At 63.7% G+C, this 13634-nt stretch carries 12 protein-coding genes; 9 read left to right on the forward strand and 3 right to left on the reverse strand.

What is annotated here, in order from left to right; all coding sequences use genetic code 11:
- Positions 1-729: 729 nt before the first annotated feature.
- From VW23_RS19035 to VW23_RS19070, 8 genes are all read left to right on the forward strand, one after another.
- Positions 730-2526: an ABC transporter substrate-binding protein gene (locus VW23_RS19035; protein ID WP_069911125.1), complete on the forward strand. Its 1797-nt coding sequence runs from the start codon at positions 730-732 to the stop codon at positions 2524-2526.
- 72 nt (positions 2527-2598) lie between these two features.
- Complete coding sequence (locus VW23_RS19040) at positions 2599-3597, forward strand: ABC transporter permease (RefSeq protein ID WP_244513657.1); 999 nt, start codon at positions 2599-2601, stop codon at positions 3595-3597.
- 56 nt (positions 3598-3653) lie between these two features.
- The gene (locus VW23_RS19045) at positions 3654-4523 is read left to right on the forward strand and encodes an ABC transporter permease (protein WP_069911127.1); all 870 of its coding nucleotides are present in this window, start codon (positions 3654-3656) and stop codon (positions 4521-4523) included.
- Positions 4524-4528: 5 nt separating this feature from the next.
- Positions 4529-5548 (forward strand): ABC transporter ATP-binding protein, encoded by a 1020-nt coding sequence (locus VW23_RS19050; RefSeq protein ID WP_069911148.1) that lies wholly within the window; start codon positions 4529-4531, stop codon positions 5546-5548.
- Positions 5549-5552: 4 nt separating this feature from the next.
- Positions 5553-6419: an ABC transporter ATP-binding protein gene (locus VW23_RS19055; RefSeq protein WP_069911128.1), complete on the forward strand. Its 867-nt coding sequence runs from the start codon at positions 5553-5555 to the stop codon at positions 6417-6419.
- A gap of 134 nt (positions 6420-6553) precedes the next feature.
- Positions 6554-7519: a mannonate dehydratase gene (locus VW23_RS19060; RefSeq protein WP_069911129.1), complete on the forward strand. Its 966-nt coding sequence runs from the start codon at positions 6554-6556 to the stop codon at positions 7517-7519.
- 9 nt (positions 7520-7528) lie between these two features.
- On the forward strand, positions 7529-8356 hold the full coding sequence (locus tag VW23_RS19065) for an NAD-dependent epimerase/dehydratase family protein (protein WP_069911130.1): 828 nt from the start codon (positions 7529-7531) through the stop codon (positions 8354-8356).
- A 183-nt stretch (positions 8357-8539) separates the two neighbouring features.
- Positions 8540-10399 carry a glucose/sorbosone family PQQ-dependent dehydrogenase gene (locus VW23_RS19070; RefSeq protein ID WP_176730439.1) on the forward strand — a complete coding sequence of 620 codons (1860 nt, stop codon included), beginning with the start codon at positions 8540-8542 and terminating at the stop codon, positions 10397-10399.
- A gap of 184 nt (positions 10400-10583) precedes the next feature.
- On the opposite strand, the gene VW23_RS19075 is transcribed toward VW23_RS19070, so the two are convergent.
- Positions 10584-11345, reverse strand: a complete 762-nt coding sequence (locus VW23_RS19075; protein ID WP_069911132.1) for a Crp/Fnr family transcriptional regulator — start codon at positions 11343-11345, stop codon at positions 10584-10586.
- 749 nt (positions 11346-12094) lie between these two features.
- Here VW23_RS19075 and VW23_RS19080 point away from each other — a divergent pair.
- Complete coding sequence (locus tag VW23_RS19080; RefSeq protein WP_069911133.1) at positions 12095-12418, forward strand: hypothetical protein; 324 nt, start codon at positions 12095-12097, stop codon at positions 12416-12418.
- A 56-nt stretch (positions 12419-12474) separates the two neighbouring features.
- Here VW23_RS19080 and VW23_RS19085 read toward each other — a convergent pair whose 3' ends face one another.
- Positions 12475-12777, reverse strand: coding sequence for a hypothetical protein (locus tag VW23_RS19085; RefSeq protein ID WP_069911134.1), 303 nt, complete (start codon positions 12775-12777; stop codon positions 12475-12477).
- A 428-nt stretch (positions 12778-13205) separates the two neighbouring features.
- On the reverse strand, positions 13206-13568 hold the full coding sequence (locus VW23_RS19090) for a hypothetical protein (RefSeq protein ID WP_069911135.1): 363 nt from the start codon (positions 13566-13568) through the stop codon (positions 13206-13208).
- Positions 13569-13634: the final 66 nt, after the last annotated feature.

Below are 13634 nucleotides of genomic sequence, written 5' to 3' on the forward strand. Positions count from 1 at the left end.
GGGTCAGCCCGCACCGGCGGCACAGGCTCCCGCTCCGACCTCCCCCACAACCCGAACGACGAGATTCCCACCTCGATGCACGCCTATCTTCCCGATCGCACATTATTTTTGCGGATTGATACACAGCTTGCGCCGATCCAAAAAACCCCGCACATTCAAAGCGCTTCGAGATGTCGAGCGGATTTCCTGCGCCGGGGGCCGTCTGAACTACCATTCCAGCTGTTGACTCAACCCCGACGCGCGTCTAACGCTTGAGAATATTGGGAGAAATAGCCGGGCGCTCTGGAGGGAGTTGCCGGCTCTGGTGGGGGAGACGCCAAGCCAATGCCGCAGGGCAAGATCTGACTGTCCAATGGGCAGTACCAGCGTAACGCGATGAGTGGCGGAACGGCTTCCTGACCTCAGGCAGCCGACAGAAACCTGCGCGCCGAAACATCCGCGAACCGCGGCTCGGCGCCCCAGCGCGAGGCTCGTACGGCCCCCGATCTTTCAGCAGGAGATCGGTGAACATTCAGGCTCTGTCGCGCATCAACGTGGAACAACGGCACCCTTGGTGCCCCGTATCCGCCGGCCGGCCGACCGCCCACCGCCCGAAGAACGATCGCAGGATAACAAGATTATCTTGGGGAGGTGTGGGGCTTAACCGGGTCGATGGGACCCACAATTCAAACGTTTGTCGCCTCAAGGCGACCTTTAGCTTTCGTCGACAGTCAAGGGAGACTCTGTCACATGGTCAAACGTAGAACAATCACAGCGGCACTGCTGGCGCTCGGCGTCATGGCATCGCCGCTGGCAGCGCTGGCGCAAAGCCCGCTCGCTGCCACAGCACCCAAGGAAATCGCCCCGGCGACTCCGCTTCCGGAAGTGCCGCGCAACCAGACCGTCGTTCTCGGCTGGGGTGTTGCGCTGTCTTCGCCGATCGGCGTCACCAACCCGTGGGCCCTGCCCGGCTACACCCACCAGGAAGGCAACGCCTTCATGTGGGAGCCGCTGATGTACTTCGCCATCTTCAAGGGCGAGTATGTTCCTTGGCTGGCCGACAGCATGGAATACACCGACGACACCTTCACTGCGCTTGAGATCAAGCTGAACAAGGACGCCAAGTGGTCCGACGGCACGCCCGTCACCTCCAAGGACGTCAAGTTCACCTTCGATGGCCAGCTGAACAATTCCAAGCTGCCCTACAACGCGCACTTCACCCAGTTCGTCTCTTCGACCGATATCGTCGACGACCTGACCGTGAAGGTGAACTTCAAGTCCCCGGCGCCGCGCTTCAAGTTCGAAGTGCTGACCGAGAAGTTCGATACCGGTATCCCGATCGTCCCGGCCGACTATTTGTCGTCCAAGCCCGACGTCAATATGGAACCCGGCTCGATCGATATCCCGCATTCCGGTCCCTATGACCTGAAGGCGTGGAACGGCAACCAGAAGATCTTCGACTACCGTCCCGACTGGTGGGCCGTTAAGGCCGGCCGTATCGCCGAGCCGGCAGTCAAGCGCGTCATCATCGCCAACATCACCGGCGTCTCGATGGACACCGTCGCCCAGCGCGTCGTGAACAACGAGTTCGACTCCGCCCTCGACATGCGGTCCTCGGTTATCGGCAACATCCTTGCCCAGAACCCGGAAATCACCACGCATACCGGTTCGGAATCGCCGTTTGGTTACCTCGACTGGTGGCCGAACTCGCTGTGGATGAACACCCAGCTCGAGCCCTACAGCGACCCCAAGGTCCGTCGTGCGATGAGCCTCGTCATCAACCGCGATGTCATCAACGACATCCTGTATGAAGGCGCTCCGATCGCGACGATCTATCCGTTCCCGCTCTACCCGAACCTGCAGGCCTTTGCTGACACGCCCGCCGTCAAGGCGCTCGAGGAGCAGTACCAGCCGCGCAAGTTCGACACCGAAGAGAGCGCCAAGCTCATGGGCGAGGCCGGCTTCACGCTGAACGGCGACGGCCTGTGGGAGAAGGATGGCAAGACCATCGACGCCACCATCCAGGGCTTCGAAGGCATCCACTCCGACATCGTGCCGATCCTGGTTGAAATGCTCCGCCAGGGCGGCTTCGACGCCGCGATCAACTTCGGTCCCGATGCATACCAGAACATGGCGGACGGCAAGGCCGGCCTCTACATGTTCGGCCACGGCGCATCGCTCTACGACCCGTTCGAAGCCCTCAACCTCTTCCACGGCAAGTACAGCGAAGCCATCGGCACCTCGGCCGGCAACAACCGGTTCTCGCGCTACAAGAACCCCGAGTACGACGAAATCCTCGACTCAATCGCCCCGCTCTCGTCGGACGATCCGAAGTTCCAGGAAGGCGCCGCCAAGGCTCTGGGTATCTACTGGCGTGACCAGATCGATATCCCGATCATCCAGTGGCTGCACCGCATCGCCTACAACCAGCACTACTGGAAGAACTGGCCGACCGCCGAGAACCCCGCAATGGGCACCAACGGCGCATTCTGGGCCCACACTGGCCTCTTGGTCATCACCTCGCTGCAGCCGTCCGGCGCGCAGTAAACTGAAGTTCCGCTATCGGGGTGCGCGTCCGCGCGCACCCCTCCACTAGTCACCGTGCCGGAGATGACCCGAGTGAACTTCAAGCTGATTGCCAAGCGCCTTTCCTTCCTGGTTCTGGTCATCTGGGCCGCATCCACGATTGTATTCTTCGTCCCCCGCCTCAGCCCCCGCAACGCGCTGCGCGAACGCTTCGCCGAACTGGCGCGCTCCGGCGGTTTTGCCCCAGGCGACATCGAAAAGCTCATCACCAACATGAACCAGCAGTTCGGCCTCGATAAGCCGCTGCTCGAGCAGTACTGGACCTATCTCGGCAACATCATCCGGATGGACTTCGGCTACTCGCTGAACCGCTACCCCGCGACGGTGACCGACATCATTTCCCAGGCCCTGCCCTGGACCTTCTTCCTGTTGCTGTTCACCACCATTCTCAGCTTCATCATCGGCAACCTCCTGGGCGCCATCTCGGCCTGGCCCAAGTCGCCACGCTGGCTGCGCGGTATTGCCACCCCCTTCGTGCTGCTGACCGGCGTGCCGCCCGTCATCATGGGCGTGCTGCTGCTGTTCTTCATCGGCTTCCGGCTGAAGCTGCTGCCGCTCGGCGGCCCCTATTCGATCGGCATCGTCCCCAACTGGTCCTGGGATTTTGCCGTCGACGTGCTGCGCCACCAGATGCTTCCCGCGCTGGCGCTGGTCCTCGGTTCGGTCGGCGGCTGGGTGCTGTCGATGCGCGGCATGGGTGTCACCATCCAGGGCGAGGACTATGTCAACTTCGCCGAGCACAAGGGCCTGACCGGTGGGCGCATCTTCCGCGACTACTACCTCAGGAACACCCTGCTGCCGCAGGTGACCGGCCTCGCGCTGGCCTTGGGCACCCTGGTCACCTCGGCACTGGTCGTCGAGCAGCTCTTCGGCCTTCCGGGGCTGGGCCAAGTGCTCAACAACGCCATCCGCTCCAATGACTTCCCTGTCATCTACGGGATCGTGCTGTTCATCACCATCGCCATCGCCGTGCTGATGGCCGTGCTCGAGTTCATCTATCCGCTGCTCGACCCCCGCGTCCGCAACCAGTAGGAACCGGAAAATTGACGACCGTTACCGCAACCTCACCGGCAATCGCAGACACCGCAATGGAGCAGCCGAGCAGCCTCACGCTGTTCCTGCGTTACCTCAACCGCAATCGGGGTCTCGCCGTCGGCGTGGTCATTCTGATTGGGCTGGTGCTGTTCACCGTTATTGGCCTGATCACCATCAACCCCAAGCACGCCTATCCGCTGTCGGTGGCGACCAAGCAACCGCCGAGCCTCAAATACCCGTTCGGTACCGACTTCTTCGGCCGCAACCTCATGGCGGCGATGGTTGTCGGCATGTGGCAGACCGCCGTCATCGGCGTCGTCGCCGGTGGACTGGGCACTTTGATCGGCGTCGTCCTCGGCTTCACCTCGGCCTATTTCGGCGGCTGGATCGACTCGACCATCCGGACCATCTGCCAGATCCTCACGCCGATCCCGGTGCTGCTGATCCAGGTGGTCGTCGCCGGCTCGCTCGACAAGCGCGATGTCACCATCCTCACCATGGCGCTGATCGTGGTGATGCTGGCCTGGATGGGACCGACGCTGGTGATCCGCGCCCAGGTGCTGACCATGAAGGAGCGACAATTCGTTTCGGTGGCGAAGCTCTCCGGTGTCGGCGACATCGCCATCATCTTCAAGGAAATCCTGCCCAACCTGTTGCCCTTCATCGCTGCGGCCTTCGTCGGCCAGGTGTTCTCCGCCGTGTTCGCCTCGTTCTACCTCGCGGTGCTCGGGCTCGGGCCGCTGCGGGAGCCGCTGCTCGGCAACATCATCTGGGCGGCACAACTGCAGGGCGCCTTCTTCAACGGCTGGTGGTGGTGGCCGATCGCCCCGTCGATCGGGATGATCCTGATCCTCGCCTCGCTCGCCCTCATCAATATGGGCCTCGACGAACTGGCCAATCCGCGCGTGCGCAAGACGGAGTAATGACGATGAACCTTGCAACCACGGAAAACGCCTCGAGCCGCAATGCGGCCGCGGCGGGCGCCAGCCCCATCCTGCGGGTCCAGGACCTGGTGGTCACCTACTACACCGACCTCGGTCGCGCCCGCGCCCTCGACGGCGTCAGCTTCACCCTCGAAGCCGGCATGAAGATGGGCATGGTGGGCGAGTCCGGCTCGGGCAAATCCACCCTGGCCCTTGCCATGATGCGCATGATCAAGCCCCCCGGGCGGATCGAAGGCGGCCATGTGTGGGTCGGCGGCACCGACCTGCAGTCGCTCGACGACGAAGGCATGCGCAAGGCGCGGCTGAGCAAGATCGCCTATATCCCGCAGGGCGCCATGAACTCGCTGAATCCGGTCACCCGGATCGGCGAGCAGATGGTCGACGCCATCAAGTCGCATCTCAGCGGCGAAAGCCGCCAGGCGATCAACGATCGCTGCGTCTGGGCCCTGAAGTCGGTGGATCTCGATCCCGGCGTGTTCCACATGTACGCCCACGAGCTCTCGGGCGGCATGAAGCAGCGCGTCTGTATCGCCATCGGCATCCTGTTGCGCCCCGAAGTGATCATCGCCGACGAGCCGACCAGCGCGCTCGACGTGGTCACCCAGCGCCAGGTGATGGAAACCATCGACAAGGTGCAGGATGAGCTGAACTCGGCCGTCATCCTGATCGGCCACGACATGGGCCTGATGGCCCAGACCATGGACCGTGTGGCGGTGATGTATGCCGGCCGGCTGGTCGAGGTGGCGACGGTGCGCGAGATGTTCACCGATCCCAAGCACCCCTATTCGCAGGCGCTGATTTCAAGCCTGCCCACCCTCGACAACCGCGGTCAGTTCAAGGGCATCCCGGGGCTCGCCCCCTCGCTGCTCCGCCTGCCTTCGGGCTGCGCCTTCCATCCGCGCTGCCCGCTCGCCTCGGATCGCTCGCGCTCCGAAAAGCCCAAAGTGAACGTGCTGCCGGGCGGGCGTCTCGTCGCCTGCCATATCTACGACCAGGAGAGCTGAGCCGGTGTCCAACCTCTTGGAAATTCGCAACGTCACCAAGGTCTACCAGCGCGGCCTGTTGTCCGCGCATGCCAAGGTTGCGCTCAAAGAGTTCAACCTGATCCTGCCGGAGAACGATCCCTCCATCCTGACCGTCGCCGGCGAGTCCGGCTCGGGCAAGACCACGCTCGCCATGCTGGTGCTGGGCTTTATCACCCCCACCACCGGCGAGATCCTCTATCGCGGCAAGAACATCACGACGCTCCGTGGTGCCGAGCGCATGGCCTATCGCCGGGAAGTGCAGGCGGTGTTTCAGGACCCGTTCGCGGTGTTCAACCCGTTCTACACCGTCGACCACCTGCTGACCGTGCCGATCAAGCAGTTCAAGCTGGCCAAATCCGGCAAGGACGCGCGCAACAAGATGGACGAGGCGCTGACCGCCGTCGGCCTCCGCCCCGAGGACGTGCTCGGCCGCTTCCCGCATCAGCTCTCGGGCGGCCAGCGCCAGCGCATCAACGTCGCCCGCGCTCTGCTCTTGAAGCCCAAGCTGCTGATCGCCGACGAGCCGGTGTCGATGGTGGACGCCTCGCTCCGCGCCAACATCCTGGAATCGCTGAAGAACCTGCACCGCGACCATGGCGTGACGATCATCTACATCACCCACGACCTGACCACCGCCTACCACGTTGCCGACACCATCACGGTGCTCTATCGCGGCGACGTGGTGGAAAAGGGCGACGTCGAGACGGTGATCCGCAACCCGCAGCACGCTTACACCAGGCTCCTCGTCGACTCGATCCCGTGGCCCAACCTCGATCAGAAATGGGGCCAGCACTCGGTCCGCTCCAAGGAATCGCAGGCCGAGTTCAAGGCGAACGCGCCGACGCCCTAGAGCCCATTCAAAGGCCTGTCCCCACCAAGGCTGGGGGCTGCAAAGCCATAGCGCCGGCCGTTCATCGCGGCCGGCACAGTTACGTCCACCCGCGGCCCGGTATTTGCCGCACCAACTTTTGAGATCGTATCGACATGCTCGAAATCGCTGAGGTCATCCCTCCGAAATACTCACCCGTCTGGAAGCTCGCCAAGCAGTGCGGCGTTGACCTGGCCGTCGCCGGCCTGCCCTTCGACAGCCTGCAAGCCAACGAGCGGGTGTCGTCGCTCTCGGCGCTCACGCGCATGAAGGACGAGTACGAGAAGGGCGGCTACGAGATCCGGGTCATCGAGAGCCGGCCGCCGCTGAACCTCGCCAAGCGTGGCCTCGAGGGCCGCGACGCCGAGATCGACGTGGTCTGCGAGCTGCTTACCAATATGGGCAAGCTCGGCATCCCGGTCTGGTGCTACGAGTGGATGACCGATTTCAACTGGGTGCGCACCAACATGGCGCTGCCCAGCCGCGGCGGTTCGGTGGTGACGGCCTTCAACGTCAACGACGTGCCCGACAGCATCACCTCGAACCCGCCGATCTCGGAGGAAAAACTCTGGGAGACGCTGGAATATTTCCTGCGCCGCGTGCTGCCGGTGGCCGAGAAGGCCGGCGTCAAGCTCTCGATGCACCCCGATGATCCGCCGATCACCCCGATCAAGGGCGTCTCCCGCATCATGCGCACGGTGCCGAACTTCCAGCGCCTCGTCGACATGCTGCCGTCGGACTACAACACCATCACGCTCTGCCAGGGCAACTTCACCCTGATGACCGACGACCTGCCCAAGGTGATCCGCGGCTTCGGCAAGAAGAAGATCAGCTTCGTCCATTTCCGTGACGTCGAGGGCGTGCCGACCAACTTCCACGAAACCTGGCACGACGCCGGCAAGACCGACATGCTCGCCACCATGCGCGCCTATAAGGACATCGATTTCGAGGGCGTGCTGCGCCCCGACCATGTCCCGACCGTCGAGGGCGACAGCAACGAGAACGCCGGCTACTCCGCCTTCGGCCGACTCTACGCCATCGGCTATATCCGCGGCCTCCACGAAGCCGTCTATTCGAGCTGAGAGATCAAAATGAAGATCGCACTCACCGGTTCGTCCGGCGGCGTCGGCCGCGCCATCATCACCGAAGCGCGCAAGCAAGGCCATGATCTGGTCTGCATCGACCGCGTCGCGGCGCCCGAGACCGAAGAGACCAAGGACCTGCATTTCATCCAGGCCGACATGGATGAGTATGAAAAGCTCGTTGCAGCCTTTGCCGGCTGCGACGCAGTGATCCACATGGCCGCCATCCCGTCGCCGGGCCGGCACCCCGATCACGTCGTCCACAACAACAACGTGGTGGGCAGCTACAACGCGCTGCAGGCCGCCGTCGACAACGGCATCATGCGCATCTGCCAGGCCTCGAGCGTCAACGCCATCGGCCACTCCTACAGCCGCGATCCGCATTACGACTACCTGCCGATCGACGAGGAACACGCCAACTATTCCGAGGAGCCCTACAGCCTCTCGAAATGGATCTGCGAAGCCCAGGCCGACGCCTTCGCCCGCCGCTGGGAAGATATCTCCATCGCCTCGATGCGCTTCCATTGGGTGGTGCCGGAGCGCGAGCTGGCGGCCCGCAACTTCACCCCCAACTCGGCCTCGCCGAAGAAGCACCTCTTCGCCTATACGCGCTTCGACGCCGCGGCGCGGGCATGCCTCATGAGCCTCGAGGGCAAGTTCAAAGGGCACGAGGCGTTCTACATCGTCGCCCCCGATACCACGCTCGACATCCCCAGCCTCGAGGCGGCTGAGAAGTTCTTTCCCGGCATTCCGATCAAGGGCGATCTCAGCGGTCGCAAAGCCTTCTTCAACTCGTCAAAGGCCGAGCGCATCCTCGGCTGGAAGCACGATCTCTAGCTGCGCCCGCCGCTGGCGCACTACCTGGTAACGTGGCGCAAACGGTTGAAAACCGCTTGCGCCACTATTTGCTCGGAACGTTCACGATCCTGTCGCGCCAGCTGAGGCAGGCTGGGGCGTCGGGCTATCGGAACCTCGTCACCATCCTGGCGTTAAGCGTCAACCACCAGAAGGGACAATCCTATGAGATCGCTTTCCGGAATCGCCGGCGTGTTGCTCGCGCTCGTGGCCAGCACGTCGCTCGTCCATGCCCAGGGCACGCCCGACTCGGCGGTCACTGGAACCAAGCAGTTCGAGATGAAAGAGCTCACCAACGGCTTCGAGGGGCCATGGGAGATCACCTGGGGTCCCGATGACTGGCTGTGGCTGACCGAGCGTGTCGGCGGCAAGATCACCCGCGTCAACCCGGCCGATGGCACCAAGCAAGTGGCGATCGATATCGAGGAAGTGTCGGCCCCCGGCGGTCAGGACGGCTTGCTCGGCATGGCGCTCGACCCGGGCCTGCTCAAGGATACCGGCAACGACTACGTCTATGCCGCCTATACCTATGTGGACAAAGAGCTGCCCAAGCATGAGTGGGTCAAGGACCCGTTCAGCCCCTATGCCAACCTCTTCGCCAAGATCGTCCGCCTCAGCTACGACAAGGCCTCCGGCACGCTGAGTGATCCGCAGGTGATCATCGCCGGGATGCCCGGCCAGAACGACCACAATTCCGGCCGGCTGAAGTTCGGCCCCGACGGCAAGCTCTATTACACCATCGGCGATGGCGGTAAGGGCCAGCTCGGCAACTGGTGTATCCCGATCGAGGCGCAGCGCCTGCCGACCGCCGATGAGCTCGCGGCCAAGAACTGGATCGCCTATCAGGGCAAATCACTGCGGCTGAACCTCGACGGCTCTATCCCCGAGGACAACCCGGAAATCGACGGCGTCAAAAGCCACGTCTTCACCTACGGCCACCGCAACATGCAGGGCATCGACTTCGGCCCGGATGGCACGCTCTACGCCTCCGAACAGGGTCCGAAAACCGATGACGAAGTGAACGTGCTGGTCGGCGGCGATAATTATGGCTGGCCGCATGTCGTCGGCTTCAAGGACGACAAGGCATACCAGATGGCCCGCTGGGATCTGGCCACCACGCCCTGCGCGCAACTGACCTTCTCCGACATCACCATCGATCCGTCGGTGCCGGTGGAGGATGAAACCAGTTGGCCGGGCCAGCAGCACGACCCGGTTGCAACGCTCTTCACTGTCCCCAGCGATTGGGACTTCACCGACCCGGCCTGCGGCGGCATCGACTTCATCTGCTGGCCGACCGTCGCCACGTCCTCCATGCAGGCCTACTTCCCGGCAGCCGGCGAAGGCATCCCGGGTTGGGAGAACTCGCTGCTGGTCACCACGCTGAAGCGCGGCTCGATCTACCGCGTGCCGCTTGGGCCCGACGGCAAGACCGCCGCCGGCCCGATCGAGCGCTACTTCCAGTCCGAGAACCGCCTGCGCGACATGGCGCTCAGCCCCGACATGAAGACCATGTACATCGCCACCGATGTCAGCGGCCTAGTCGGCACCATGGATGGCGGCGCTGGCACCGAGCTCAAGAACCCCGGCGCCATCCTCGTCTACACCTATACCGGCGAGGGTGACGGCACTGCCGCCGCGACCAACACCGAGGCGGCTCCGGCCGCTGAGGCGGCGACTATGGCTGCGGCCGGCGAGCCGGCAACCTTCACTGCCGAGCAGGCGGCGCGCGGCAAGACCGCCTACGACGCCAACTGCGTCTCCTGCCACGGTCCGGACCTGGTGAGCGCCAATTACGGCCCGCCGCTGGCTGGGGCGTATTTCGAAGGCAAGTGGGTCGGCAAGACCGTCGGCGCGCTCTACACCCACACCCACGACCGCATGCCGCCCTCGCGGCCGGGTGAACTGGGCGACGAAACCTACGCCGACCTCGTCGCCTACATCCTCTCGGTCAACGGCCTGCCGGCCGGCGATACCGAGCTGCCGACCGATCTCGCCAAGCTCGAGGCGATGATTATCGCGAAGTAGGGCGAGCCATCGGCGCAATGAAAGAAGGGCTCCGCAAGGAGCCCTTCGCACTTTGTGTCCGGTCTTGAGCTGGCGGTGCCCCACCGCCCCCTCGCCCCTCTGGGGAGAGGGGACGCAAGATCGCTGACGATGGCGCATCGCATTCCGATGGGCTCTCCACGATTTCCCCAAAACGAGGAGCGCCCTAATAATTCACCTTGCGATAGTGCTTGGGCTCCTTCGCCTCAACCACCTCTGCCTCGCTCTCCGGGCCAAGCAGGTTGGCATATTCTTTCTCCGCGAGGCCGTAGGCGCCGTTGGTGAACTCGGCGAGGCCGGCGCGATCGATGATCGCCACCACCCCCCGCATGGTACGGATCAGGCCGCGGGCCTCGAGATCCTGCAGCGCCCGGGTTACCCCGGCGCGGCGCACTGCCAGCATCACCGACAGGAACTCATGGGTGATCTGGAACGACTCGCCCAGCCGATCGCCCACCATCAGCAGCCACCGCGCCACCCGCTGCTCCAGCAGCAGCCGGCCATTGGCCGAGGCGGTCGAGGCGACCTGCACCGCGAAGGCCTGCGCGTAGCGCATGAACAGCTGATGCAGCGACGGGCTGTCGGCGAGGGCAGCGCGCAGGTACTCGGGGTCGACGCGGACCGCCGTGCCGCCGCCCTGCACCACCGTGCTGAACGGGGTTTGGTCGACCCCGTGCACCACCGCGAGGCCGGTCATTCCCTCCGGTCCGATCAGCCCGACCTCGATGATGCCGCCATCGGCATCGTCGGCCACCACCGAGGCGAAGCCGCGCTCGATGAAGTAGATCGACTCCACACTGCGGTTGGCGACCTCCAGCGCGTTGTGCGGAGCAAGCTCGACCCGCTCCAACGGCCCCAACAGCGCCACGTCCTCTACAGACAGGCGCGACAACAGCCCATTTTCGAACCGCGGTGACAGAAAAGACAAGCGCCTGCGCTCCTGCTTTGCGCAGCGCCCAGCCAGTTGTTTCCCTACTCAGGGCCGGCGCAACGCGCCGCAACAAATGGTCATGGGCGACTGCTCATGCCAAAACCAACAATGTCAGGTGAAACTGCGCCCCCCGCAGATTCCCTCTCGCGCCGCGACTACCCTCGCTGGGCAGCGGTCCGTGCGCTGGCGGCTTCTGCCGCCTTGTTGATCGCCGGTCCCTGGCAACAGGTTGTTGCTCGGCGATATGCCTCAAAAACTGCAGGCATTACCTGCAATACGCCGCAAACTCTACCAAATACTTTTGTCGAACTGTACGAATTCGCACAGTCGCAGCGTTGATACTGCCAACGCACCAGAACGCTACATCACGCACGGCAGGTGATCAAGGCAACAGTCAATTCGATTACCCCCGGAATCGGCAACGCCCCCTCGAACGAAGCCTGAGAAATGAATTGCGACAGAAATACGGATCGACGTCATGTATCGTTTTCGCACGCTGGAAATAACGGTGGAAATGCCGCTTTCCTTGGGCTGTCCGCTGGGGCCCGATGTAGCAGCGGATTTCTTGGCGGCGCCGCCTTTACCTTTCGCTAACGCTGCATGCGTTCCGCCACTACGACAATCGCGCGCTGACATAGATTCGGTATGCCTCATCCCCGGGCGCAGCGCCGCAGGCCCGTCGCTGCCGCCGCTCGTTCGACCGGGTGAGGCCATGCCTTGCTCCGCTGTCGACAAAGGAGATTGGCATGACCGACCCGCGCATAGCCGCCGCCCTGGCGCTCACCACGCTCGCAACCCTGTCCCTGGCGAGCTTCGCCATGGCGCCTCCGGCGCTGGCCCAGCACTCGCTGACCGATGATGACGACGATGATGATGACGACGAACCGTGCATGACCTCGCACCGCATGCGGCAGTTCCTTGCCGGCAAAGGCTACTCCAACATCAAGCTCAACAGCCCGATCGGCGACACCTGGCAAGCCAGTGCCACCAAGGGGGCCGCGAGCTACCTGGTCTGGGTCGATACCTGCAGCAGCAGAATCACCAGGACCTCGAAACGCGGATCGCTCTGAACGCGGCGATGCCGCCGCGCCGGGAAGGTGCGGCGGCATTGCATAATGCAACAGCTCTAGTCGGCGAGGTGCAGCAGCTCGCGCTGGCTGCGCGACAGGAAGTAATAGTCGTTGCCGTTGCGCGAGTCGGCCTTTGGTGGCGGCAGGATCGTCACGCCGCCGCGAGCCTGGTTCCTGAAACAGCGATTGCCCAGTGCCGCGGCGCGGTCATAGGCGTCCTGTCCTTCGTCGGAGGTGGAAACCAGCGACTTGTTGTCGAAGCGCAGGCACAGCCGTTCGGCGGATGCGGGCACTGCCATCGCAGCAAGGCTCAGCAGCACGATCCCGCTCAGTGCGGTGATCTTCAGGGTGGGGGTCATTTCCGAGTTTCCTTTCATGCCTCACGAACTCCGGGCCCGAACATGGACCCGGCGGTTGGAGCCGGCCGGTGCCGCGGAAGCGGCCTCGGCTACGCTCGTTCGGCCTCCGCAGAGGCCTCTGTGATCGGATGAGAAGAACCGGGGTGCCCGTAGGCGATCCACACATCCGATGGCTTGCTCCGAGCCGGGAGCAAGCTCCAGGCGGGGGAGAATTCAGATGTGAGGCAGGCTTGATGCCGGGAAGTGACGCGAGGCAAATGGCGAGGCGTCAGTTCGTCGTGCAACAGATGAACTCTGCGCGTCAATTGTGGTGATATTAGCGGAAGCTTGCCAATATTGGTGTCCGTCAGCTTTTGGCGGAGGCCGGCGCTGCCGATGCCGCGGTGCTTGAGGCAACCGCGGCATCAGTACCGTGACCCCGTTAAGGGTCAGTTCGGCAGATCCGGGTTCGGGTTGCCGATCCCCATCAGCCGGCGCTGCTCGGGCGTGAGGAAGTAATAGTCGGCATTGTTCGCCGCGCTGGCGCTCGGCGCCGGCAGAATCGTCACGCTCTGGTTCAGCCGGGGAAAGTTGGCAAAGCACCGGTTGCCCAGCGCCGCCGCGCGGTCATAGGCGTCCTGGCCTTCATCGGCGGTCGAGACCAGCGACTTGTTGTCGAAGCGCAGGCAGAGCCGCGGCTGGTCCGGGTCCCGGCCCAGGCCGAAATCCTGGGCCAGCACCGGCGCCGCCATGGCGCCGATGGTCAGGAGCGCGATCCCGCCGAGAACCGTCATCTTCACGATAGAGGTCATTTCCGAGTTCCTTTCATGCCTCACTGCAGGCCCTGTCACAGGCCCGTCGGGTTGGAGCTGGCCGAT

Origin of the sequence: Devosia insulae DS-56 (genome assembly GCF_000970465.2) — a bacterium.
GTDB classification, from domain to species: Bacteria; Pseudomonadota; Alphaproteobacteria; order Rhizobiales; family Devosiaceae; genus Devosia_A; species Devosia_A insulae.